Source organism: Mucilaginibacter sp. CSA2-8R, assembly GCF_038806765.1.
Taxonomy (GTDB): Bacteria; Bacteroidota; Bacteroidia; order Sphingobacteriales; family Sphingobacteriaceae; genus Mucilaginibacter.
Genome location: NZ_CP152389.1, coordinates 2774949 through 2800493 on the forward strand (window position 1 = coordinate 2774949; position 25545 = coordinate 2800493).

Annotated in this window: 23 protein-coding genes and 1 tRNA gene; 12 read left to right on the plus strand and 12 right to left on the minus strand. The window is 41.9% G+C overall.

The features are described 5' to 3' along the window. Positions 1-1437, plus strand: a complete 1437-nt coding sequence (locus AAGR14_RS11595) for a hypothetical protein (RefSeq protein ID WP_342644378.1) — start codon at positions 1-3, stop codon at positions 1435-1437. A gap of 218 nt (positions 1438-1655) precedes the next feature. Here AAGR14_RS11595 and AAGR14_RS11600 read toward each other — a convergent pair whose 3' ends face one another. Next, on the minus strand, positions 1656-2522 hold the full coding sequence (locus tag AAGR14_RS11600) for a DUF808 domain-containing protein (protein WP_342644379.1): 867 nt from the start codon (positions 2520-2522) through the stop codon (positions 1656-1658). A gap of 263 nt (positions 2523-2785) precedes the next feature. Continuing rightward, a complete protein-coding gene (locus AAGR14_RS11605; protein ID WP_342644380.1) occupies positions 2786-5152 on the minus strand; it encodes an ABC transporter permease in 2367 nt (788 codons plus the stop codon). A gap of 531 nt (positions 5153-5683) precedes the next feature. Between AAGR14_RS11605 and ssb the strand changes: the two genes are divergently transcribed. Further along, the gene (gene ssb / locus AAGR14_RS11610; protein WP_342644381.1) at positions 5684-6073 is read left to right on the plus strand and encodes a single-stranded DNA-binding protein; all 390 of its coding nucleotides are present in this window, start codon (positions 5684-5686) and stop codon (positions 6071-6073) included. A gap of 88 nt (positions 6074-6161) precedes the next feature. Here the strand turns inward: ssb and AAGR14_RS11615 are convergent, their stop codons facing one another. The 3 genes from AAGR14_RS11615 to AAGR14_RS11625 form a co-directional block, all read right to left on the minus strand. Beyond that, entirely contained in the window at positions 6162-6488 is a 327-nt protein-coding gene (locus AAGR14_RS11615; protein ID WP_342644382.1) for a hypothetical protein, read from the minus strand. 128 nt (positions 6489-6616) lie between these two features. Beyond that, the gene (locus AAGR14_RS11620; RefSeq protein WP_342644383.1) at positions 6617-7525 is read right to left on the minus strand and encodes an SDR family oxidoreductase; all 909 of its coding nucleotides are present in this window, start codon (positions 7523-7525) and stop codon (positions 6617-6619) included. Positions 7526-7652: 127 nt separating this feature from the next. Beyond that, a complete protein-coding gene (locus tag AAGR14_RS11625) occupies positions 7653-8210 on the minus strand; it encodes a Crp/Fnr family transcriptional regulator (protein WP_342644384.1) in 558 nt (185 codons plus the stop codon). Positions 8211-8407: 197 nt separating this feature from the next. Here AAGR14_RS11625 and AAGR14_RS11630 point away from each other — a divergent pair, with 197 nt between their 5' ends. The 3 genes from AAGR14_RS11630 to AAGR14_RS11640 all read left to right on the plus strand — a co-directional run bounded on the left by AAGR14_RS11630 (position 8408) and on the right by AAGR14_RS11640 (position 9135). Beyond that, complete coding sequence (locus AAGR14_RS11630) at positions 8408-8602, plus strand: cold shock domain-containing protein (RefSeq protein WP_342644385.1); 195 nt, start codon at positions 8408-8410, stop codon at positions 8600-8602. Positions 8603-8683: 81 nt separating this feature from the next. Next, the gene (locus AAGR14_RS11635) at positions 8684-8818 is read left to right on the plus strand and encodes a hypothetical protein (RefSeq protein ID WP_342644386.1); all 135 of its coding nucleotides are present in this window, start codon (positions 8684-8686) and stop codon (positions 8816-8818) included. Then, positions 8818-9135 (plus strand): hypothetical protein, encoded by a 318-nt coding sequence (locus AAGR14_RS11640; protein WP_342644387.1) that lies wholly within the window; start codon positions 8818-8820, stop codon positions 9133-9135. The genes AAGR14_RS11635 and AAGR14_RS11640 overlap by 1 nt, the downstream gene beginning before the upstream one ends. Positions 9136-9162: 27 nt before the next feature. Here the strand turns inward: AAGR14_RS11640 and AAGR14_RS11645 are convergent, their stop codons facing one another. After that, positions 9163-10716, minus strand: coding sequence for a glycosyltransferase family 39 protein (locus tag AAGR14_RS11645; RefSeq protein ID WP_342644388.1), 1554 nt, complete (start codon positions 10714-10716; stop codon positions 9163-9165). 173 nt (positions 10717-10889) lie between these two features. Continuing rightward, the gene (locus AAGR14_RS11650; RefSeq protein ID WP_342644389.1) at positions 10890-11744 is read right to left on the minus strand and encodes an N-acyl homoserine lactonase family protein; all 855 of its coding nucleotides are present in this window, start codon (positions 11742-11744) and stop codon (positions 10890-10892) included. A gap of 173 nt (positions 11745-11917) precedes the next feature. Here AAGR14_RS11650 and AAGR14_RS11655 point away from each other — a divergent pair, with 173 nt between their 5' ends. Continuing rightward, on the plus strand, positions 11918-12121 hold the full coding sequence (locus AAGR14_RS11655) for a hypothetical protein (RefSeq protein WP_342644390.1): 204 nt from the start codon (positions 11918-11920) through the stop codon (positions 12119-12121). Between the two features lie 78 nt (positions 12122-12199). Here AAGR14_RS11655 and AAGR14_RS11660 read toward each other — a convergent pair whose 3' ends face one another. After that, complete coding sequence (locus AAGR14_RS11660; protein ID WP_342644391.1) at positions 12200-14590, minus strand: ABC transporter permease; 2391 nt, start codon at positions 14588-14590, stop codon at positions 12200-12202. A gap of 647 nt (positions 14591-15237) precedes the next feature. On the opposite strand from AAGR14_RS11660, the gene AAGR14_RS11665 reads away from it, so the two are divergent. After that, entirely contained in the window at positions 15238-16194 is a 957-nt protein-coding gene (locus AAGR14_RS11665) for a hypothetical protein (protein WP_342644392.1), read from the plus strand. Between the two features lie 79 nt (positions 16195-16273). On the opposite strand, the gene AAGR14_RS11670 is transcribed toward AAGR14_RS11665, so the two are convergent. Together AAGR14_RS11670 and ychF are read right to left on the minus strand one after the other, a co-directional pair. Further along, positions 16274-16345, minus strand: a tRNA-Arg gene (locus tag AAGR14_RS11670). 116 nt (positions 16346-16461) lie between these two features. Then, a complete protein-coding gene (gene ychF / locus AAGR14_RS11675; RefSeq protein WP_342644393.1) occupies positions 16462-17559 on the minus strand; it encodes a redox-regulated ATPase YchF in 1098 nt (365 codons plus the stop codon). A gap of 224 nt (positions 17560-17783) precedes the next feature. On the opposite strand from ychF, the gene mgtE reads away from it, so the two are divergent. Further along, positions 17784-19145, plus strand: coding sequence for a magnesium transporter (mgtE, locus tag AAGR14_RS11680; RefSeq protein ID WP_342644394.1), 1362 nt, complete (start codon positions 17784-17786; stop codon positions 19143-19145). A 175-nt stretch (positions 19146-19320) separates the two neighbouring features. On the opposite strand, the gene AAGR14_RS11685 is transcribed toward mgtE, so the two are convergent. Continuing rightward, the gene (locus AAGR14_RS11685) at positions 19321-21300 is read right to left on the minus strand and encodes an ATP-binding protein (protein WP_342644395.1); all 1980 of its coding nucleotides are present in this window, start codon (positions 21298-21300) and stop codon (positions 19321-19323) included. Positions 21301-21464: 164 nt separating this feature from the next. Here AAGR14_RS11685 and AAGR14_RS11690 point away from each other — a divergent pair, with 164 nt between their 5' ends. The 4 genes from AAGR14_RS11690 to rimM all read left to right on the plus strand — a co-directional run bounded on the left by AAGR14_RS11690 (position 21465) and on the right by rimM (position 24983). After that, on the plus strand, positions 21465-22424 hold the full coding sequence (locus AAGR14_RS11690) for a DUF5694 domain-containing protein (protein WP_342644396.1): 960 nt from the start codon (positions 21465-21467) through the stop codon (positions 22422-22424). Between the two features lie 34 nt (positions 22425-22458). Continuing rightward, positions 22459-23757 (plus strand): DUF1016 N-terminal domain-containing protein, encoded by a 1299-nt coding sequence (locus AAGR14_RS11695; RefSeq protein ID WP_342644397.1) that lies wholly within the window; start codon positions 22459-22461, stop codon positions 23755-23757. A gap of 106 nt (positions 23758-23863) precedes the next feature. Then, complete coding sequence (locus AAGR14_RS11700; protein WP_342644398.1) at positions 23864-24385, plus strand: 30S ribosomal protein S16; 522 nt, start codon at positions 23864-23866, stop codon at positions 24383-24385. 70 nt (positions 24386-24455) lie between these two features. Continuing rightward, positions 24456-24983 carry a ribosome maturation factor RimM gene (gene rimM / locus AAGR14_RS11705; RefSeq protein ID WP_342644399.1) on the plus strand — a complete coding sequence of 176 codons (528 nt, stop codon included), beginning with the start codon at positions 24456-24458 and terminating at the stop codon, positions 24981-24983. Positions 24984-25100: 117 nt separating this feature from the next. Here rimM and AAGR14_RS11710 read toward each other — a convergent pair whose 3' ends face one another. After that, positions 25101-25514, minus strand: a complete 414-nt coding sequence (locus tag AAGR14_RS11710; protein WP_342644400.1) for a VOC family protein — start codon at positions 25512-25514, stop codon at positions 25101-25103. Positions 25515-25545 lie beyond the last annotated feature (31 nt).

A 25545-nucleotide genomic window follows, 5' to 3' on the forward strand; every position in this document is an offset into this window, starting at 1 on the left:
ATGAAATATTTTTTATTCACTTTGTCTTTATCAGCCAGCCTAAGCGCTTTTAGCCAGGTAAAAGTAGTTCAAGGCAGTAACAGTCCCGATTTTCAAACGCCGAAGCCAATAAAGTTCAGCTCGTTCAGTAACGGTGACACTGATTATTTTGTATTTAAACGTCCTGAAAATGTAAACACCTACATCGTGGCCGACAAAACCGGCAATATCACGGTAGACAAGGACATACAAGTTATTCCGGGTGTAATGGGCAACAGCTATGAAGTTCAAAACCTACTGGTTGTAGGAAGCACACCTTATGTATTTGTAGAAAACCATGTAAAAGATGGCGGCACCAATACCATGGTAGCACGCACTATTGATAAAAGTGGCAACATCAGCGCCACCGGCGTAACCATAGGCACCATCAACTTCACTAAACTGTCTGCCGCAGGCGACTGGTACACCTGCCTTACGCCGGATAAAAAGCACGTGGCTATCATCAGCAAGGCGCCTTACGAAAAAGGTCAGCCCCAGCAATTTAATTATTACCTATTGGATGAGCAGATGAAGGAAGTAAACAAAGGTCAGTTCGCATATCAGGGTGTTGACAAGCGAATCAGTGTTTTTGGATTCACTGCATCAGACAAAGGTGATATTTATATCCTATCTGAAGAATTTGATAAAACCTATAAATTTCCAGTACTGTACAAGTATACAGCTGGTGGGCAAGCAAGCATCATCCCGGTGATGATGGCCGATCCGGGTTTGAAAAACCTGAGCTACACTTACAAAGTAAATCCAGAAGGCGAATTGGTGATAGCCGGTTACATGCAGCAGAAAAAAACTTTCACCATGGGTGATGTAGCAGCCATCGGCACATGGACCTTTAATTCATCTAAGCCTGATGAAGTAAAGACTTTTAATTTTGATAAGCCAATTACCAACCTCACTGCTCGTAACATTGTATACAACGGCGATACTTTTTATTTAATTGGTGAGCAGTACAAATCTGAAAGAGAATCCAGAATCGTTAACACATCGCTGAATGGATTGGTAGATAACTACAGCTACACACACGAAGATATAATGGTTACTGGCTTTAACACTGCAGGAAACAAGAAATTTGATATTCCGATCAGCCGTAAATGGGGTGTACAAAGCACCGACCCTGACCTGATGGTGGCGAGCGGCGTTATCAACAATAAACTGGCTTTAGTTTATAACGATCAGTACGGCAAATACGTAGAGGGCAGATATTACAAAAATTACAAACTACCAGTTTCGGTTCTGGTCACTAATGATGGGTTAATGGAAGCCCCTGTTACCTATGCAAAAGATTTTAATGTGATTAATAGCGGCCTTACACTAAATCCTCAGTTCTTTACAACCAGCAACGGAAAAATTTCAGTTCTTTCGGTTGGTTCTCAGTCTGTAAAGGCTGCATCATTTCAATAGTGTATGTAGTTTATTAATAACAAACGCGATAAGCTAATCATATTTACTTTTAAAAATAAAGCGCAGCTACCTATAATATGGGGCTGCGCTTTGCTTTTGGCAGATATCATGCCTTTGAGTAGCAGATTATTTAAAGCATAATTATTTGAAGTCCACTTATCTTAATCTTTAAGGCATATTCAAACTCACCTTGTGATTACTAAGCGGGGTCGAAACTTTTAATTTTTGACCATGCTGACAACTTTCTTACCTCCTGCAGCCAGTCCGACAGCGATTAAGCCGGCAGCTAAACCAAAAACAACTTCTTTAATAAATGAAGGTAGGTTTGGCAAAACGTGATGCAAATAATCAATGTTGTGCACAAAAATACCGCCCGATACGAGTATTAAGGCAATAGTACCAACAACGGCTAAGATGCGGATGATAATCGGTAAGGCTTTTACCAAAAAGGTGCCCAGTAAGGTTAAAAAACCTTTGTTATGCGAACCTTCAATCAGTTTATAACCGGCATCGTCCATCCGCACAATTAAAGCCACAATACCATATACACCAATAGTAGCTAATAAAGCTACTGCCGACACGGTTATAATTTGCACCATGAGGCTTTGGTCTAGTACAGTACCCAAGGCTATAATTACAATTTCGATAGATAGAATAAAATCTGTTGCAACGGCCGATTTTATTTTGGCTTTTTCGGCAGCAGCTGGGTCTTGCTCCTTATCTTCAGTTACCTCATGCTCTTGCTTGGGGTGATGGAAAAGATATTCAATAATTTTTTCAACGCCTTCGTAAGCCAGGTAAAAACCACCTAAAATCAAGATGATCTTGATAGCTGCAGGAAAAAATGCATTGAGTAACAACGCTATGGGTACAATGATTACTTTATTAAGCAATGACCCTTTCGTTATAGCCCACAACACAGGCAGCTCTCTCGATGATAAAAAGCCAGTTGCTTTTTCGGCGTTTACCGCTAAATCGTCGCCTAAAATGCCTGCTGTTTTGCGGGCCGCCACCTTGGCCGTTACAGCTACATCATCCATTAAAGCGGTAATATCATCTAATATTGCAAAAAAGCCTGATGCCATAAGTTATGTAAGTGTGGTTGAAAACGGCAATGATACAAAATGCCTGTCATGATAGTAAGTATAATTTATACATTTAAGTTTGAACGCATTTGTTTTTGCACAAGCAGATAGTATAACGTTTGACAGTGCCTTGCTACCGAATACAGGCGCTGAAAATTAGTGGCTCATTTTAATTTAAAATAAATGACCGGCCGGACTACCTATAAAATTAAACGGCTTGCCGGGCACACCAGGCAAGCCGTTTAATTATTGCACAAACCAGATTACTCGCTCCTCAAGTTTTTAATGGGGTTAGCCATAGCAGCCTTAACAGATTGAAAGCTTATAGTCAATAACGCAATACTCATAGCACCCAATCCGGCTATAGCAAATACCCAAACGCTAATGCTGATTTTGTAGTTATAATCCTGCAGCCAGCTATTCATCATCCACCAGGCAATAGGCGATGCAACCAGTATGGAGATAACTACCAGTTTCATAAAGTCGCGTGATAGCAGGGCGGTAATGTTAATAACCGAGGCACCAAGTACTTTACGCACACCTATCTCTTTAATGCGGTTTTCGGCCATGTAAGTTGACAGACCAAACAAGCCCAGACAGGATATAAAGATGGTTAATCCGGCAAACAACCCTGCCAGCGAACCGATCCTTTTTTCGTTTTTAAATTTACGAGCATACTCGTCATCAATAAACTTGTATTCAAACGGATAATTAGGGTTGCTCTCTTTGAATACTTGTTCGGCTTCGGCCAGATTTTGAGCCACAGGCTTTTGGTTATTGAGTTTGATGTGCATGCCGTTAAACCAGGCTTGCGGACCAAACACGATCAGTTGCTGCACTTTTTCGTAAGGCGACTCGTAAATAAAATCCTTTATTATCCCCACGACGCGCCAATTGTGGCCGTCGCTTTTTACAATCTGCCCCAGCGGATTAGTTAATCGCATAGCTTTTACCGCAGTTTCGTTAAGCAGTATTGCTGTAGAATCGGCCGGGTAAGCTTTGATATCAATATCTCGACCCTGAACCAGCTTTACGCCCATAGCCTTTACAAAGTCAGCATCCGAAGCCATTCTTACAAAATCTAATTTTTTATCGTTTTCTGTACTGCCTGGCCAGCTAAAACCCCAGCCATCACTGTTGCGGTTAGTTATGCCAGACATGGACTTTGTAACGGCTGTAGCAATTCCTTTTCGAAGCAACTCATTTTTAATTAAATCGTAGTGCTTGCTGATGTCGCCTTGGAGCGGCACATAAATCAAGTTATCTTTTACATAACCGGTATCACGTTCTTGCGCGTGCTTAATTTGCTTAACCACAATGACGGTACAAATCACCAAAGCTATGGCAAAGGTAAACTGAATAACTACTAATATTTTACGTGGTGTTACTTGTGCATTGGCCGCTTTAAAGGTACCCTTTAAAACCTTAACCGGTTTAAACGCCGATAAGTAAAGAGCTGGATAGCTGCCTGCAAGCAAACCCGTAAACACTATGAAACCAATAGCTACCAGCCAATAAACAGGGTTGGCAAAAGGAATATAAATGTCTTTGCTAACTAAATTGTTAAAAGCTGGCAAACAAAGCTCTACTGATATGATGGCAATAACGCCTGCAAAAAATGCCAGCATAACACTCTCGCCGATAAACTGCATTACCAGTAAGCGCCTGGGTGCCCCTACGGCCTTCCGAATGCCCACTTCTTTAGCCCGCTTTTCGCTGCGTGCGGTACTCAGGTTCATGAAATTTATACAGGCAATTAATAAAATAAACCCGGCAATAACGGTAAATAACCTCACCATAGTGATCCGGCCAGCTACATATTTTCCATTTTCAGATTTTGAATACAACCACGTGTCGCTAAACAATTGGGTAAATACATGGGTGGTGTTGCCGCCATCGCTCTTGTTACGATGTTTAATGGTGATATTATCTATCTTTTTATCAAAGTTGGCCTGTTTTACCCCAAGCTTCAATACCACATAACTTCTTATAGAGTTGTTGCCCCAATAGGCGTCATCCCATCCCAGCTTTTTCATGTAAGCCCAAGGCAGCAAGTAGTCAAAATCAAATACGGTATTGTTGGGTAGGTCTTCCAGTACGCCGGCCACGGTAAAATTATCAGTACTATCCAGACGCACAACCTTACCCATCGCATTTTCGTCGCCAAAAAGCTTTTTAGCCCCTTTTTGGGTAAGCACAATATTGTAATTGCCTTTAAGCGCATCAGTTTTTCCCTGCACCATCGGGAACGAAAACGTAGTCAGGAAACCAGGGTCGGTGAAAATGCCATCGAGATTAATGTGCTTATCGCCAATAGTAAACAAAAACTTGGCATCGTTTGTCCTCACAGCATCCTCTACGTCGGGGTATTCTTGTTTGAGCGCTGGCACCATGGCCTTAGGCGTGGTTGGCCAGGCCCATACCTCACCGTTAAAACTATCGCGGTTGTTTAGCCTATACAGGCGATCTTTGTTAGCGTGAAAACGATCATGGCTCATTTCGTTTTGCACCCAAAGTAAAATTAGTATAGCGCTGGCCATGCCAATAGACAACCCTAAAATGTTGATTATAGAGAAACTAAAATTGCGCATTAAACCACGCCAGGCAACTTTAAAGTAATTTTTAAGCATTGTAAATTGTATAAGCAGGTAATTGCAATATGCTGAATTGGATGAAATAGTTAAAACTTTTACCTAACGTCAGCAATAAGCCACTTTAATAGTACACTTACAAAGCCATTGTGGTAATTGCTTAATAACCAGTAATTTAAAAAACACAACAGGCTTATTAAATGTACGCTTTTGGTACACTATCCGTTCAGCATCGAACAATTAGATTTTATTGCATTACAATTTCTTATATAAAGCGGTGTAAACAAATTGTATTTAGCGATTCACTATGTGTTAACGGTTGACTCTGTGTTAATGGTTGAAAACACGACCCTATCATAGGTAACACTGTAATTCCGAACTGTACTTGCAACTATCTGCTAAAACATAAAAAACAACGATAGTACATCTGTCTCCCGTATTAAAACCTTAAAAAAATACGTATTAAGGCCGCTATAAACACGCATTTGTACGCATAAGCCGATACTATATCTCAGGTACTTTTGTTTAAATTAGTTAGGAGCTAGCACGATACCATTAATTACCATTGATATGCGCGGAATAAATAAAGTTGTATTAGTAGGCCACGTAGGTAAAAAGCCGGAGCTACGAAAATTAGAGAATGACATATCGGTAGCAAGTTTCCCGCTGGCCACCTCCGAGATGGGTAACCAAAACGGCATAAAAGGTGAGCAAACTGAGTGGCACAACGTGGTTATGTGGCGCGGCCTGGCCGATTGTGCTGCTAAGTACCTGGACAAAGGCCGTCTTATTTACCTGGAAGGAAAAATACGGACGCGGGTGTTTGAAGATAAAGCCGGAACAAAAAAACAAACCACAGAAATACTTGCAGAAAGTTTCACCATTTTAGGCCGTAAAAATGATTTTGATGTAGCTGAAGAGTTAACAACAATTAGTGTAAGCACACAACCTGAATCTTAACATAGTAATTACCGGCTCGCGGTTAGTGAAACGCAATCAAACAAATTGTAAAATGCGTGGAGCTAACCGTAAACCGGATAGTTTTCAATTAAGCGCTTTTTTGATTTGTAATCTCGTTTTGGCGCTGCTCCATGTGTTGAATAAACATGTTATGGAAGTTCGATTTTTCTTCTTGCAGACGATTCTCGTAACTGACAATGTCTTCCAGTACGTCGATGTATTTCTCTAAGGTTCTTAGATACGATTCCTGACCATCTGCCGAGATATTTTCTAATTCAGTCGAAACGGCATCGTAGAAGCCTTGTTCCAGCTTTTTAACAATAGGCTCGCCCCACTGGTCTGAAAGGCTACTGTTTATACGGGCCAGCTTAATGCTGCAAACCAGTGTTTGAATGTCAACGGGAGATAGTGTCATAGCTTTTATGGCTTACACTGGTTATACGTTAACACCAATAAAAAAGATACACCCGGGAGCCTTTTAAATAACTAAGCTCTTCCAACTATCAGAAGAGCTTAGTTATAAATTTTATAATGTTACAGGGGTTACTTATAATCTTCTTCAGGAAAATAAGCAGCCGAATCAACGTCTTGCAACAAACTTTGATGCATAGGCTGCCAACCAGTTAGGTTACGTGTCCATTCGCTTGATGATGGTGTATCTAAAGATGCAAAGTGCAAAAACCACCCAAAGTAGTCAGCAGCTTCTTGCCCGCTCTTGCCCTCTACCGGAATACCAAGACGCTTTCCAATAATGGCAGTAATTTCCCGGAAAGGTATTCCTTCTTCGGCTACGGCGTGGTAAGTTGCCGGTGGTGCATTTTTTTCTAAAATTAACCGGTATAACCGGGCGGCATCCAGCCGGTGTACGGCTGGCCAGCGATTACTGCCTTCCTCAACATAAGCCGCCATCCCTTTCTCGCGTGCCAAATTTATAAGCAACGGTACAAAGCCATGGTCGTTAGCATCATGTACTGAGGGCGGCAAGCGCACTACTGACGCATTTACCCCACGCGCTGCAACGGCTGCGGCAGCTTCTTCGGATGCCTTACGAGGTGTTTTTGTAGTTTGAGCATTGGCTACGTCGGTTTCTAATACCGGGCGTCCTAAACTGAGGAGTCCTGTGCCTGAGGTTACAATAAACGGTTTGGTAGTACCTTTCAGTGCATCGCCCATAGCTTCTATCACACCTCGGTCTGTTTCACAGTTCTCGGCAAACTTCGAAAAATCATGAATAAAAGCGGTATGGATTACCGCGTCGGCAGCTTCGGCTCCTCGCTTCAAACTGTCCAGATCGGTGAGTGCTCCCTGGTGCACCTCCGCCCCTGCGGCTTTTAACTGTGCAGCCGATGCTTCTGATCGGGCGAGTCCTAAAACCTGGTGACCGGCACTTATTAATTCCTGAACAATGGCAGAGCCTACAAATCCGGTGGCTCCAGTTACAAATACACGCATAATTCGATGTTTAGTTTATTTTTAAGATGATGGCAGGCATATGTTTAAGCGTTAACCTATCAGCATCTTTTGTTACACCAAAAATCGTGGGTTAGCGGCAGCAAAAAGAAGACATTTGTCCCTGTTTTTATCGTTGTAATTGCGCCTGCCGGATGCGGGTTAAAGTTTTAAGCGATACTCCCAGATAAGACGCTACCATGCGCAACGGCACACGCTGCAATATACCGGGAAAGGTTTGGGTAAATTCTTCATACTTCTCTTCCGGACTCGAACTAATTGCCTTATATAAACGGTTGCGGCTTGCATGCAAATTATCAAAAATAAACTGCTCTGAAAAAGCTTTTAGTGCAGGTATAACGGCAAGTAATTGATCAAAGTTGTCTTTGGTCCACATTAGTACTTCACTATCTTCTAAAGCCTCAATATAGTAGGCAGAGGGTAGGACATTAGCGTAACTTTCGCCCTCGGTAGTCCAGCTTAATTCGGGCGAAAATTGAAGAATGTGTTCATTACCATCTGCATCCATCCGATAGGTACGCAAAAAACCATGATTGATGAATAATTTAGACCGGCATATCTCGCCGGCTTTTAAAATAAATTCTTTTTTACGAACGTGCTTAGTAGTGGCCGCTGCATTAATAAGGGCAAAATCGCGATCGGAAAGTGCTATGCCCCTTTGCATCATAAAATATTTCAGCTCGCTATACATATGTATTACAACTTTGAGATAAATATAGAAAAGTTAGATCAAGACAACATCAACTTTATATACATCAAATAACGATCGCTTTAACATTTATAAATAAAAGTTAAATAAATTTACCAAAGAGAAAATACACCAACTTAAATGTGTACCTTGCACACTTAGTAAATTAAATTATAATGCAAAAAGAAGGAACGGTAAAATTTTTCGATACCGAAAAAGGTTTTGGATTTATTTCACAGCGTGACGACAGACATGACGTTTTTGTACACTCCACTGGCCTGATTGACCCAATACACGAAAATGACCAGGTTAAGTTTGATGTGGAACAAGGCAAAAAAGGCCTTAACGCCATAAATGTTAAAATAGCTTAATCTATTATATCCATTATTATGAAGCATTCCAGAATCAACGGGATTGCTTTTATTCATCTATAAAAAATTAAATTCGAAATCATGAGCAAAGATAAAGGCAGCAAAAACATAAAAAAGGCACCAAGTACAGACCTTTCAAAATCCAAGTCAGATTATCAGAGCGGAAAAGGTTCAGTTTCTCAAGACGTTGTGGCTCCTAAAAACAAAAAGAAATAATGAGTATCACCGAACGTATTGAAAGACAAGCAAGTCTGTATTTTTTTGATCTTCATAACTTCTCTCGTGAGAACGGCTGCCAGACAGACAATAACTGGCAATTGAAGCAGGCAACACTGGACGAAAAGAAAGAACTTGAAGGATACTATCAGCTAACCATAGCTTCAAAGTATTTACCCGAAGAAATGGATCAATTGTTAAAAATGGTAAATCATAAGCTTAGCAATTCGCCGTTAGCTAAAGAAATTGATACTGCCTCAAACAAAAAAGAAGGACAATACTTAGTTGCCTTTCATACGGGTAAGCTTAAACGTTGATGGTAAGGCGCAACGCATTGCTATCGATTAATCAACACTTTCGCCCAAAAACTTCTTACGTGCAGCCTGGTATCGTTTTTTAATAACGATGTTGGGCCTGTATAATAAATAAATATTCATGCCCTGCACGCTGGCATCTGGATTATTCACCGTACCTATCCATTTAACGTTTTCGGCCAAAGCAGAAACGCTTATGATGCTCTCTTTTGAAAGATATATAACTTTTTGATGGTCTAAATTCTTAGGCGACCATAACGCCAGACTGTTGTCGGCAGAAATTATCTCTGGATAATGTGCAGGCAGATAAAATGTCAAAGCTCCGGCAACAGCGTAAGCGTCTGTTAAAATCACTGATTGGTTAAGTTCGTTGTTGGTTAACTGCTTGCAGGCGCTTGCCGTTTTATCAGCCAGTTCCTGCCAGCCCAGCATATCGGCATAAAACTGCGGCAGGCTGTGCAATTTCCCATCGTCCCACTGAAAAGGTTGGGTAAGCGTAGTATAACGGCGCATCAACTGTATATATGCTTTAGTTTTACCAAACGGTAAAACAGGCAAAACCACTGGTAAAGCGATAAGTGAGGTGGCGGTTATTAAACCAATTAACAATGCCTGAGGGATATGTTTAAAACGCTGCATCATGTTTTCCCAACAAACCCCGCCCACAGCAAACAACGCCGGAAAAGCACCTAAGCTATAATATATTTTTCCGTGCAGCAGTATCAATACAGCTACGATAAGTAAGAATGCAAAAGCTAAAAACCTATATTTACTTATGTCTTGCCTGTCAAATATTAAGTAACTTAAACCAGCCAGCCAAACCGCCATTCCGGCGCCATGAAAAAACGTAAGCTGAAACAACAGTTCGGCTGCGCCCGGGTACATACTGTGTTTACCTACTAAACCTAAATAATTTAGTATAGGAAAGTGATGCATGAACTGCCAGATCAGGTTAGGCGTGCTCACTAAGAGTGCTATTGCAAATGCTTTAAGTAAGTTTATTGGTTTAATTAGCCTTCGTTGCGAAGTCAGCAGCAAGCCAACCAATAAGGCTATCACATATAACAGTATGGTGTACTTATTAAGTATGCCAAGCCCCACAGTAAAAGCTGCACCGTACAAGTACAATTGCTTTTCACTTTTTATAAATTTAACAATCAGATAGCTAAGCAATGTCCATAAAAAAACATCAAAAGCTACGGGTTGTAAAAAATAAGAGGTAGCCAACAATGCCGGCGAACAAATCGTCCCCAGGCATGCTACTGAAATAGCAAATCGCTTGCCGCCTAAATCCCGGGCGATTATACCGACTAGGCCGACAGTAAACGCTGAAAATAAAGTCGGAATTACGCGCCAGGCAAAAACCGATTCACCAAAACACCAGGAAGATATTTTTGCCACAAATGCAATCAACGGAGAGTTGTCCAGATAGCCCCATTGCAGATGACGACTTAAAGCAATGTAGTAAAGCTCATCGCCGTGAATACCATAGTTGTGATTGGCAACGAAATGAACAACCAGCTTGGCTAAGGCAAAAGCAAATATTAATCGTAGTGTTGATTGATGAGTACCGGTTTGCGTCAAATGGTTATCCTGCTAAGTTCACTGTTATCCTGCTTTGAATTTCAGGATGCGTTATTAAAACTTGCTTCCAACCGAAATGTTTTCTTACCAGCGTAAGGTACCCAGTTAATTAGTGATGCGGAAAGTTAAGATATATAATAGCGCAGATAACCGCATTGCAGATAAAACCTCTACTACTTTATTTGGACGATGCCATTGCCAACTGCTGGGAAGCGTTTATAAACAACCCCGTCGTGACCGGGAATGATGTATTTAGATTGCTTAACCATAGTTTTCATTCTTTTCATGGCTGCTATATAACCTGCCGGACTGAGAGTGCCGCCTTTTACCGGTGGTAGAAGTTGACGGATATTTGCTTCAATCCATACATTATCTGATGCAATAATGGTGGGCTGTTTGATTTTATCCACCAATACATACTGTGAGCCGTAAGTATGCTTTGAGCCGGTGAAAACCTTAATACCAGGCAAAATTTGCTGGTTGTCTCCGCTAATTAATTTTAGTCTGCCGGCAAGATTTAACTCAGTCAGCTTTCTAACATCGCGCTTGGCAAAACCACCTGTATCTTTGGGCTGCTGCCAGGCACGACCTACAAAGTAATCAAAATCTTCTTTTTGCATCCAAAATTGAGCTTTTGGAAAATGGTTTACGCCATCAATATGGTCCCAGTGCGGATGGCTAATAATTACATCGGTAACATCTTCAGGCTTGACACCCAACTGCCTCAAAGCAGAATCGGGCCGAATGTAAGAACTAAGCTGAAACTCTTTCGCATCCTCAATATCGCGCTCAAACCCTGCATCTACTAATATGCAACGGCCAGTGCTGCTTTTAATGAGCCAGATAGAAAATGTAATATCAAGCTGTTCGGTCTTTGACCCACCCTGGGCCCAGTCGGCCGCTGTAAACGGGTAACCGGAATGGGCAAAGGGCACAGCATAAATTTTATAGGCCGGTGTCTGTGCATCTACATCTGTATGGATAACAAAAAGAAATACAGTAATCAGGAGACTGATACGGTAAAGCATGCTGGTTAAAATTTATATAAAAGCTAATTTATCAAAATGCTATAAAACAGTAGGCTGAGCCTACTGTAAAAAGGTTTGTTATTTTAATTTTTTGCAATTCAGCTCTTTTGAACCGATATTATTAAAACTATAATGGCTGCAAAACGCTGTTATAAATTATAAACACTTGTATTATGACGAAGCACACTTTTCCGAACCAGCCGGAGGAAATGCCGAGTATTACGCCCCAACCCGAAATAGAGCGCCCGGGAGACCCAACTGAACCCACTATACCACAGGAAGCGCCAGATTACATTCCGCAGAAATGCCTGAGGAAAGTCCCGCACCAGAGATCAGGCCGGACGAACCGCCTTTGCAAAGCGGTATCAGATAGTTAACAAGTAATGCCTTTGCCTTTAGGTAAGGGCATTAAAACCATTTTGCAGGCAGCTGTACTCAAACTGAGATAAGGACCGTTAATTTTCTTTTAAGCTTTTAACCGGATTAACGGTTGCCGTTTTAAAAGTTAACAAACTGATTAACCCTCCGGTTAAAATCAGCAATGTTACCATCGTGACGATGAAGGGAAACGGTGAGAGATTAACCCGGTAAGCATATCCATCTAACCACTTACTCATTAATGCATAAGCAACCGGGCAAGCTATCAGTCCGGCGGTCACCACCGTTTTCAAAAAGTCTTTCATAAAAAGCATAATGATGCCATTTACGGACGAGCCCATTACTTTCCTGATTCCGATTTCTTTGATTCGCGTTTGGAGATTGATAGAGATTAAGCCTAATACGCCTAAAAGCACAATAACTACAGCAAATGAAGTTGCCACATAAGATGCCTTTTTCATCTGCATCTCGGTTTGGTACATTTTGGCAAGTGCACTATCTACAAAGTTATATTCGAAGGGCGCATCGGGTAAAAGTTCAGTCCACTTGTTTTGCAATTCACTTAGTGCCTGTTCCATATTACCCGGCTTCAGTTTAACCGACAAAAAGCGATAGGTGGTATTATCAAGCACGTGAACAAAAGTGACCGGTTTTACCTGCTCGTGCATAGTTCCGAACTGAAAATCTTGTGTCACGCCGCAAATAGTCATCACGGGCATGCCCTGGGCTTTAAATTGCTGCCCGATGGCCGCCTGAGGACTGGCAAAGTCTAACTGCTTTACCTGCGACTCGTTGATGACTACTTGCGCCGAATTACCGGAAGAATGCTGTGGTTTAAAAAATTCACCGGCTATCATTTTAATGCCGTAAGTATTTGCATAGTAATTATCAGTGGGTAGAACGATTGACGGAAATGCCCGGGTTGAATCGTCGGACATGCGATAAGCCTGCAAGGAGCCTCCAAAGTTACCGTCCGGAATTGAATACGATAGTGATACGCTGCTGATTTGCGGCATAGCGGCAAGTTGCGAGCGTACAAATTCCATTTTCTGTACCCCCTGCTCTGACCAGTCCCTTGGCACCTGGGCATACACTATATAATCCTTTTCATAGCCAAGCTTCTTACCGAAAAACAAGTTCACTTGTTTCGAAATGATGATGGCACTGCTCAGCACAATAGCCGCCATGCTGAATTGGAATGCGATGAGTATTTTTCTGAAAAGCACTTTATCCTTTATCTGCCGAACGTTTCCTTTTAGTGAGCTGATAGAGTTTATTTGCGATAAAACCAAAGCCGGATAAAAACCTGCCAACAGGCCAACCGTGAGCGCAATGAGCACTGGCAAAAAGTAAAAATAAATAGGAAGGGCGAAAATACCGGCGAGCTCGGCATTAAGCATAGCACCGAAAAGTGGCCTGGCAATTACATAAATAACAAGGGCTAATAAGGTTGACAGGGTAACGATCACCACAGATTCGGTTAGGAACTGAACCATCAAATGTTTTTTCAGTCCGCCTAATACTTTGCGTATGCCCATCTCCTTTAACCTTTGTGATGAGCTGCTGATGCTAATGTTAACAAAATTCACGATGGCCATCATCATGATGAAAACAGTGGTGATGCAAAGGATGTACAACATTTTCTGCTCTCCACGCAAATGATACTCGTGGAGCGGCACAGCATATGGCGTTAAGTTTTGGTTAGCCGGGTAGCCGGTATGCTTTTTTACCAACGTGCTCATGGCCAGATTAAGGCTTTTAAGGCTGGCTCCCTGTTTTAGCTCAATGAGCCCGATGGTATAAAAGTTTGACCATCCGTCAAGGCTCCGTCCAAAATAGTTAGACGCCCTTACCGGTAAAAAAAGACCAAAGCTGCTGTTGCCTGATTGAGTAACTGTATTTTGCGGCAAATTTTTGAGCACACCGCTAACTTCAAATAGTTTTTTTTCGCCCGAAAAGTTTTCCAGACTAATGGCCTCCCCTATAACATCGGTCTTACCAAAAAATTTTGAGGCTACACCTTCTGTTATTACCACCGAGTTAGGATTACTTAACGCAGTTTTAGCATTGCCGTATTTAAACCGGAAACCATACATGTTAAACAGCGTACTATCGCCGATGGATGTCAATTCTCTGAAATGCCGGTCGCGGACAGAGGCTACCACAGTGATGCCGTCCCAGTGGTAGTAGTTAGCGACAATATTGGGGTATTGCTCTTTGAGCGCACGCGGTAAGCCGGCTATTGTGGTGTTTTCTAACCTCATGTTAGGGTCTTTCCACCGGCTTTGTATAATGTACTGTTGATTAATATTAGTTAGGCCGGCATTCACCTGGTACTGCTGCCAAACAAAGATGCCAATGGTAAAACTAAGTGCCATAGCTACCGATAAGCCAAATATGTTTACAACCGAAATAAAAGTTTTTCGCCAGATATTTCGCCAGGCTATGATAAGGTAGTTGTACAGCATATTTAAAGAGTTTATCTAAGTTATCGTTTAAAATGCACGTGCACAAAACGTTAACATTATTTAACAAGCGGAAAGTGAGTATAAATTTTCAAGAGAAGATTTATCGAGCCACACACACATTAGGTCCGCTTAATGGAAACACTGTAGAAAGAAAAACCTTGTCAAAAATATACCAAAGGCTATGCAATAGTAACCCCGACAACATTGGACCTCTTATATCCAGAACAGGATTCTAAAACTACCAATTTATTGACATACTTATTTAGATGACGATGTAACGATGTAAATTATAGGATTTAAAACATTTATTGAACAACAATCAGTTTATTCTGGCTGAAAGGCATTCTTAGCTATCTGCAAGTATGAAATGCCAGGGCCGGTCATTATATCATTTGGCCAGCATTTACGGAGATAAAAAACCGTATCACTTGTTTTGTGATACAGCGTCTTCAATGTGCGCACGAATGGGTGCTTCTCGAACCATTTTACGGATGACTTAAAGTTATTGGCCAATTTGGAAAAGTGATAGCGCTTACTCTGACATCAAGTAAACTACACTTAAAATTATCAAAATTATTTCCTGATTATTAGAGCAAATGCCCTCACTTTTTTAATAGTGGTTGATATGTATATTTGAGCTACAACAGATGGAAGATTACTCAAATCGTTTATCCGGCTACGATGATCGTATGCTGATTTTGATGGCTACAGTCGACAGGGGCCGATATCATGATTTTGCTATCGAAGCTGCGAAACGTTTGTTAGCCGACCGACACATTGATCTTACACAATATAACGAAGATTTTTATATAAGCGAGATAGCATCCGGCTATGGCGCGGGATGGGAAAAGTTGATCCGGATAATGCTTGAAGAACTTAGAATTAATGGCTGGAATTGCGATATAACTGTCCATTATAAGGAAAAGTACGGTCAGTTCGAACTAAGCTTAGAAACGGACAATTATATTTTAAACGAAATAATTAAAAAACATCTAACCATAATAAATTGCTCTTGTATGATTTGTGGTGAATATGGCGAGACAATGGAAGTTGCAGGATGGAATTACACTTTATGTGAACATCATTTTATTGAAAAATACCCGATAATATATTATATTGATAATAAAGGCTTTACAATACGTAAAGAGCAATATTCATGGGAACAAATATCTGAAATTAGCTTGCTCACTGCAGACTATAACACTAAAAGCGAAAACTTCCAGGATATTGCCATTGCCGAAGTATTCTTTTTTGATCAACGAGAAACAATCCTTTTATCAGGTGAGTGGGTAAACTGGTTTCTGTTTCTAAAAACAATTCCCTCAAGGCTTGCGCCGGTATGGCTCACCGGAGAGTTAGAAAAGTTTTATAAAACTCTTAAATATTGCCCGGTCTGTCAATTTCAATCTGTTCAAGAAGAATCTTGTTTTTACTGCGGCTTTTGGATGCCTTCTATCTTGATGAAAAAAAATCGTGTTGAAAAAAAGGGTGAAGTATTTGATGAAAATGAAGTGTTTTTAAAAGAACAATCTTATCTAAAAATGCCCTCGTTTATCAATAAGCTTCGATCGTTGGAAAAATCATTTGTAAAGACAACATTATAAATCTTCTTCAAATGAACTACGTTTTATTCTGACTTATAAAAAACGAAAAAGGGACTCGCAACTTGCGAGTCCCCTTATGTGCACCCGAAGGGATTCGAACCCCTATCTCTAGAACCGGAATCTAAAATTCTATCCATTGAACTACGGGTGCCGGTTTGTGCTGCAAATATATCGTTTTACATTCAAGAACCAAGAGCTAAGAACCAAGAGCCAGGAAAATCATCAAATCTTAACTTGGCTCCTGGCTCTCGGTTCTTAGCTCTCTAATTATACGTTAAACCTGAAATGCATAATGTCGCCGTCTTCAACGATGTAGGTTTTACCTTCAACGCTGAGTTTGCCCGCTTCTTTACAGGCATTTTCTGAACCGTATTTTACATAGTCGTCATACTTAATCACCTCGGCACGGATAAAGCCTTTCTCAAAGTCGGTATGGATTACGCCAGCGGCTTGCGGCGCCGTAAAGCCTTTAGAGATGGTCCAGGCGCGTACTTCCTGCACACCGGCAGTAAAGTAGGTGCTCAGGTTCAATAAGCGATAAGCTGCCTTAATTAACTTGGTCACACCCGATTCAGTTAAACCCAAATCGTCCAGAAACATCTGGCGCTCCTCAAAAGTTTCCAGCTGGGCAATTTCAGATTCTATTTGTGCAGAGATAATCAGCACCTCAGCATTTTCTTCTTTTACAGCCTCGCGCACTTTTTCTACATAGGCATTACCGGTGTTTACTTCACTTTCGCCTACGTTACACACGTACATCACCGGCTTGGCTGTTAACAACCAAAGGTCGGCAATGTATTCCTGGTCTTCCTCGCTCACCTGGGCGGTACGGGCAGATTTTCCGCTTAGTAAATGCTCTTTGTAGGTAGATAGTACATCATAAGCTTTTTTGCCTTCTTTGTCGCCTATCTTAGCTGCTTTCTCAACTTTCTGTATCTTTTTTTCAACCGACTCCAGGTCCTTTAACTGTAGCTCGGTATCAATAATTTCTTTGTCGCGTATGGGGTCTACCGAACCATCAACGTGTATCACGTTATCATTATCAAAACAACGCAAAACGTGGATGATGGCATTAGTTGCACGGATGTTACCTAAAAACTGGTTACCCAAACCTTCGCCTTTGCTGGCCCCTTTTACCAAGCCGGCAATATCTACAATTTCGATAACGTTAGGCACTACCCTTTGCGGGTTAACCAGTTCGGTTAGCTTGGTAATACGCTCGTCGGGTACGGTAATTACGCCTACGTTAGGCTCAATTGTACAAAACGGAAAGTTGGCGGCTTGTGCCTTAGCGTTTGATAAACAGTTAAAAAGTGTTGATTTACCCACATTTGGCAAACCTACTATACCACATTGTAAACCCATGTATTTGTTGCGTAGTTAATTAATTTAAGCAATGGCAGCTGCTAAATATACCTCAAATAGCAGTGGTTAAAAGATTTACAACCTGTGTTTTTAACAACCTGAGGCGCCGCCGAAAATTCGTGCAAAGATAATATAAAAACAGCCTTATAATTTGAAAAAATAAACGACTTTTGCAGCCGTTAAATAATGCAATTTAAATACATGTAAAACGAGGGGGAACTTTTATGGAAGAAATGGTTGAACAAGTAGAACTGTTTATTAAAGCAGAAGATCAGCAACAGTTACAAGACTATTTGAACAGCCTTAACATTTCGGAAGTAGAAGAACTAATTAGCGAACTCTCTGAACATGCACCTACTATAATCGAGGTTTTATCGCTTAACCGCGCGGTAAATGTTTTTCGTATTCTCGATTTCCCGACACAAGAACGTTTACTCAAAAAACTATCAGGCCATAAAATAGCCGAATTGATTAATGGTTTGCCGCCCGACGACTTAACTTCGCTATTCAGCGAAATGCATGGCGACACTGTTAACAATTTAATTCTACACTTGCCGCTCGAAGACCGCCAGCAGGTGTTTGATCTTTTAAATTTTGAAGAAGACAGCGTGGGCCGGCTGATGACGCCTGATTACATTCGTGTAAAAAAAGACTGGGATGTAGTGCGTGTGTTAGAGCATATCAGGCGGTATGGTAAAGACTCCGAAACCATTGATGTAATTTACGTAGTTGACGATGATGGCGTTTTACTGGACGACATCCGTATTCGCGAAATATTATTAGTTAACCCGGCTACCAAAGTTCGCGACCTGACCGACGACCGTTTGATTGCCCTGAACGTGAACGACCCGCAGGAAGAAGCTATTAATATTTTCAGAATGAATAACCGGGTGGCACTACCCGTGGTAGACAATAATAACATACTGCTGGGCATTGTAACAGTTGACGATATTTTGTGGATTGCTAACGAAGAATACACCGAAGACATTCAAAAAATTGGTGGTACCGAAGCTCTGGACGAACCCTATCTGGACATCCCGTTGCTAAAACTGGTAAAAAAGCGTGTTGGCTGGCTAATTGTGTTGTTTTTGGGTGAGATGCTGACCGCCACAGCCATGGGCTATTTTGAAGGACAAATTGCCAAAGCGGTAGTACTGGCACTTTTTGTACCGCTCATTATTTCGAGCGGTGGCAACAGCGGCTCGCAAGCATCTACCCTTATTATACAAGCCATGGCCTTAGGCGAAGTGACTGTAGCGGACTGGTGGCGGGTTATGCGCCGCGAAATAGTGTCAGGCTTTTTGTTAGGCGCCACACTGGGCCTCATCGGTTTTTTCCGGATATTTGTTTGGACGCTCTTTAGTAATATTTATGGCCCGCACTGGGTGTTGGTGGGCTTAACTGTTGGCTTGGCTTTGGTAGGTATTGTTTTATGGGGATCATTAGCCGGCTCTATGCTTCCTCTTTTACTTAAACGTATTGGCTTAGACCCTGCAACCTCGTCTGCCCCCTTTGTAGCTACACTGGTTGACGTTACCGGACTAATTATTTACTTCACCATCGCCGTTTCTATAATGAGCATATAGGCCATAAACAAGCAATATAACAACAATAAAGCATTGAGAACATGATGTAAATTTACCTCATTATCAATATTTTACAATAAGTAACATTGATTATAACTTAGTCAGACGAATCGTCTGAATTGTATTTCAATGAAATCCTTCTTCACATTCACACATTGACCATTCACTAATTCTTTCATTGGCCTACCACCGGCAGGCTGAACCAAAAAGTGCTGCCCTGACCGGACTGGCTTTGTACACCAATGTGCCCGCCGTGGGCCTGAATAATTTCGGTGCAAAGGTATAAGCCTATACCGTGCCCGCTAATGTGGCGGGTTTGCATGCTTTGCACTCTAAAAAAGCGGTCGAACAATTTGCTTTGGTCTTCGGGGGTTATGCCCATGCCCTTATCGGTAATGCAAACTTTGGCCTGGCCGTCTTCAATCATGCAGCTTACTTCAACCTGGTTAGCATCCGGCGAGTATTTAACGGCGTTGCTAAGTAGATTGGATATTACGTTGCCAATCTTATCGCGGTCAGCCTCCACCTGTATCTCACTGCACAGCGGATAATGAAAAAAGTGCGTATCCTGCGACAGCAGCGCATCGTTAATAGATTCGCTGATTAAATCGTTCAGCAAAAACTTTTTCTTATGCAATTGTATTTTGCCCGAACCTAAACGCGCCGCATTAAGGAAACCGTTGATGGTAGAGGTCATTTTTTTAACCTGCGCTATCGATTTTGAGGCGGTGTTAAAAGTAAACTGGTCGTCTGCCTTGCCGGCTTTGAGCTGGAGCATTTGCAAGAAACCATTAAGCGAAGTAAGCGGCGATTTTAGTTCGTGGCTCACCATACCTATAAAATCGTTTTTGCGCTGTTCGTCTTTCTTCTGCTCGGTAATATCAAACATCGTTCCCGAAAAAAAAGGGGCTTGTCCTTCTTCGGTGGCCGGAAACAATTTACCGGTTGCACGTACCCAACGCACAGTTTGGTCAAGATGACTGATAATGGGGTACTCCATATCATAGGCATCTCCGCGGGTTAAAGCCTCCTCTACCCCCTGTATCACTTTACTGCGGTATTCATCAGTGATCTGGCTAATGGCCGCCTGGTACGACATCTCTTCGTGCGGCAGATAACCGAATAATTCTTTTAAGCGCACTGAGGGTGTAAATTCCCGAGTGACACCATCAATATACCAGGTACCTAAATCAGCCGATTGAACAGCCAACCTCAAAGACTCTTCAGCACGTTCCAGAGATAAGCGATTCTGTACCATCTTGGTCACGTTGTGCGAGGTGTTGAGAATACCCCAAACCTGCCCGCTGGGTAAAAAAAGCGGAATAAAACTGTAACTGTAATAAAATTCCTTCATCACCCCATGATGTTTAAACATCATGCGTTCCTCGGTTTGATGGTAAGGAATGCCCTTGCGGTACACCTGACGCATAGTACGCGGAAAATCGAGCGATGCAAGTTCGGGCAGTGCAAGGTTAAACGGCATACCGAAAACCGTTTCGCTTTTACCCCAAGCCATTAGCATCATTTTGTTGGCAAAACGTATTTGCATGTCTTCGCCAGTGTGCAGCGCCATTGCCATAGGCGTATGCTCTATGATCTGCATGGCTTCGCGCTCTTTATTGGTAAGCAGCGCGTTTAGCTTTTTGATACGCGTGCCGGCACTTTCAAGTTCTATAAGCTTACGCCGCAATTTAAACTGGGTAACCACCTGCGCCGCCAGTGTTTTAAGAGCCGATTGCTGCGCTTCAGTAAGTTTTTTTGCCTTTTGGTCTATAACGCATAATGAACCTAAAGCAAAACCCTCTTCGTCTACCAATGGCACACCGGCGTAAAAATTTACCTGCATTTCGCCGGTTACCAGCGGGTTGTCTTTAAAGCGCTCGTCGGTACGGGCATCCTGCACTTCCATCAATTGGGTTGGGTTATTAATGGCATGGGCACAAAAAGACATATCGCGGTGCGTTTCTGAAACGGTAGTACCCTTGTGCGACTTAAACCACTGCCGCCCTTCGTCAACCAGCGAGATAAGCGCTATAGGCGTACCGCAAATTGCTGATGCCAGTTCCGTAAGGTCATCGAAATCCTTTTCGGTAGCCGTATCCAGTATACGGTATGAACGCAGGGCAGCAAGGCGGTCCTGTTCATTAGGCGGCATGGGTGGTTTCGGCATATTATCTTTTAGCAACAACGCGCAAAGGTACGCTTAATTCTTAACATGAAATAAGAACTGCAACTTTATCGCCGGTATCATGACACTATAAATAACGTGTATGCTACACGTTAACACTGAGCGCTCACAACCCACAGGTGTTTTTTTAAATGAATATCGTAGCACAAACCCAGCCAGTAAAGTTTATTTTCGAGGCTTATTTTATAAAGCTGTCGTTTAATCAGCAATCAGCACACAAATCTCCTCCAGTACGTATGAAGCAACTTTACAAAATTTTGTCCCTTTCAATTATCCTTACCGGCGCAAGCTTTAACCTGCAAGCGCAAAAAAAGGTTTTACTGTTAGGCACCTTCCATTTTCATAACCCAGGTGCCGACGTGGTAAAGCAAAAAACGTTTGATATTTTAGCGCCCTCCGCGCAGCAGGATCTTGAAAAAATTACTGACCAGATACGCAAGTTTAAACCCACTAAAATATTTGTGGAGTGGAATTACAAAGATCAGAAAGGCCTCGATTCATTATATCAGTTATACCAAGCAGGCACTTACGACAAATTGGTAGAACAACATTATAAAGGTAAAAGCAACTACACCTTTTACAAAAACAACGAGATATTTCAACTGGCCTTTAGGGCGGCCAAAAAAACAGGTTTAAAAAATGTAAATGCTATAGACTATCACATGGGTATACCTTTTGATACCGTAATGAAGGTAATTCAGACGTCGGGTCAAAAAGTGCTGATGGATTCGGTTAACGCCAGCATTGCAAACATGTCTAAGTCGGCCAATCAAAAATTATCTAAATACAACCTGATCCAGTTACTGGAAGATGCTAACACCCCGGCATCCCGACGCGAAAACAATGGCTTTTACATTAAATTATTAACCCCGGCCGGCCCTCCCGACAATTTTGCCGGTGCAGATGCCGTAACGCTTTGGTACAAGCGTAACCTATATATGTACTCGCTGGTACAAAAAAGCGTTACCGCGCAGGATGAACGCATCATGATTTTTTTAGGATCGGGCCACGCCAGCATGATCAGTAAGTTTATTGATGATGAAAATGTTTATCAGATGGTGGAATTTAAGGAGGTGATGAAAGCCAAGTAAGTTTATTTGGCGATATTGTATGAAATTATAGCCTATGCCTACAATCCTGCAAACGTCCGAAACCAACGAAACTGCCTGGCGGTTAGATTTGCTGCTATGGCAAATTGAATTGCGGCACCACGATTTCAGAAGGCATTTTTTCACTAATCTGTATAAGTTGTATGCCGCTGTAGGGCGTATATGCAATAAAATGACCGATTTACACGCGCTTGGGCAGGATGAGGCACTGCAGGAGCTGTCGAATGAGTTATCGGCACAGTACGGGAAAGTATTTGAGATTGGGCAGCTTAAACAAATGATGCTATTTGCCCGGCAGTACCAGCCTTACCCCGCAGCCGGCGGCCACGATTTATTTTATTTTGATTGGGACTATCTGGCCGTATTGCTACCCATTGACAACCAACAGGAGCAGCATTTTTACATGCGCTCTGCCGCTACCAAGCAATGGAGCGTTGCCGAATTGCAGCAGCACATTGCTGCTGATGATTACCACAACCCTAAAAAATTTAAGTTTTTAAATAAGACTCAGGATATATCTGAAAGCATAGATGACAAAAACAACCTGCTTAAAAGCCAGCGCTCTAAACGGAAACTGTATAAAGATTTCAGGAGAATGCCATTTCCTAACCCTTTTATCGGGCCTGCTTTGGCGGACTATGAACGCTTGTTGCAACCGCAGCCCCATGAGCCGCACCTAAGTTACGCCCGGTTTAACAGAGGCTTAAAAGCCGACGATCTAAATAGCATTGCTTTAAATGTAATTAAATTTCGCGAAGAGGCAGATCGTGAGTTTAATAGTACTCTTAATCACTTTCTGTGGAATATGGGCGATTTGCTCACGCTGCCGGCTGGGGTTGAAGATTCGCTATCGGGCAAGCTTCAGAAACTATATGGTGATTTTTTTGATGCCGGACTCATTACCTTAATCAAAACGTACCGTAACTGCATTACCGACCGTGATATGGAGCAGCGCCTGAGCGCAATACTCACTTGGAGGCACCTCATTTTGCTGTTTCCGCTCAAAAACCGCGAGGCACAATTGTATTATGCGGAATTAGCCCACGAGCACGACCTGAGCCCTGCCGAATTGCAACATCGCATCGAGAGCAACTGGTATGAGCAGGCACTGGTAGGTTACAATCGCAAGCACCCAGTCGTTACCAACAGTGATACCTCCCAACTCAAAAAGCGTGAAAAGAAAGTAGAAGGTAACCAAACCTTGGTGATTAAGTATAGTACCATTAATGCAAGTGATTTACGCCCTTATCATCATAATTTAAACATCCTCCAAAATCCATGTTTTATGCAGTTTATGACTATGCCGCTACGTTGAAAATCAGCCCATTGACAACTATTGGTATTTCAGAAATAAAAAAGTATCTTTGCGTCCCCGCAGAAAAGGCTCCGGGGGAATGTTGAATACATAACTATATTACAAAATGGCAACTAAAATCAGATTGCAAAGACACGGTAAAAAAGGAAAACCTTTTTATTACATCGTAGTAGCCGACGCACGTGCACCACGTGACGGTCGTTTTATTGAGCGTATTGGTTCTTATAACCCAAACACCAATCCTGCTACTATCGATATTAACTTCGACAAAACTTTTGAGTGGGTACAAAACGGTGCTCAGCCAACTGATACTTGTCGTGCTATCCTTTCTTACAAAGGCGTGTTGTACAAAAAACACTTGGCTGGCGGCGTTAAAAAAGGCGCTTTAACCCAAGAACAAGCTGATGAGAAATTCACTAACTGGTTAGACCAGAAAGATGGAAAAATCACCGGTAAAAAATCAAATTTAAGCTCTGCTAAAGACGAAGCACGTAAAACTGCTTTGGCTGCTGAAGCTAAAAAGAATGAAGAAAGAGCTGCTGCCCTTGCAGCTAAAAATGCTCCGGTAGCTGAGGAAGCTCCTGCTGCCGAAGAAACTGAAACTGAAGCAACAGATTCAGCCGAGTAATTAAAACACTTTATTTAAAAAAGCGGGGCCTGTTTACAGCGCTTCGCTTTTTTTGTTAATTGCCATTACCATGCACGATAATCATTTTAGAATAGGAACAATTTTAAAAACACGCGGCCTCAAAGGCGAACTTCAGGTTTATACTGATTTTGACGGATTGGACGATATTGATTTTGATGCCGTTTTTATAGAAACTGCCGGCAAACTGGTACCCTACTTTGTTACCTCCGTTAAATATCCACAGGCTAACACTGCGTTTATGTACCTGGAAGGTGTTGATCATATTGATAAGGCTACCCCGCTGGCCAAAAGAGACGTTTACCTGCCTAATAAACTGATGCCCGAAAAAGACCCGGACGATTTTACTTTGATGGACTTAGAAGGCTTTATTGCTATTGACGAGAAACACGGCGAACTGGGCGAAATTACCGACGTAACTGAATATCCGCAACAGGTCATTGCTACGGTGCACTACCAGCATCACGAAGTGCTGTTTCCGCTTAACGCAGAATTTATTAAAGGCATCGATATTGAAGGTGGCGAAATTTACCTCGACTTGCCTGATGGCTTACTGGATGTTTATTTGGGCGGTGAGTAAGAACTCAAAAAAAACATTAATTTCCATTAACTGAGCAATCAGCCTATGAGCATAAATTGTTTAGGTAATGGAAACAGTTTTTATACTTTGTGTTTATAATTATCAAAACACTTCGTATCACGCCTGTTGCTGCGGCATGCCATTAGGATCCATCCAAAAGTACTCCCAGTGGTGTCCGTCCAGGTCATCGAAGCTGTGCTGGTACATAAAACCGTAATCCGTTGCCGGATTGGGTATTGTTGCACCCACGGCTACGGCCTTATCAACCATTTCGTTCACAGCCTCTTTGCTGTCGCAGGTTAAAGCTATTGAACACTCAATTGATTGATGCGCATTAACAATGGGTTTGGTGGTAAACGTTTTGAAAAATTCTTCGGTAAGCAGCATTACATAAATCGTATCGCTGATCACCATGCAGGTAGCCTTATCGTTGGTAAACTGCGCATTAAACGTATACCCTAACTTCGTAAAAAATTCGATTGACCGGTTGAGATCTTTAACGCCCAGATTTATAAATACTTGAGTTGCCATAAGTTTGTGTTTTTTGGTATGACCAAATGTA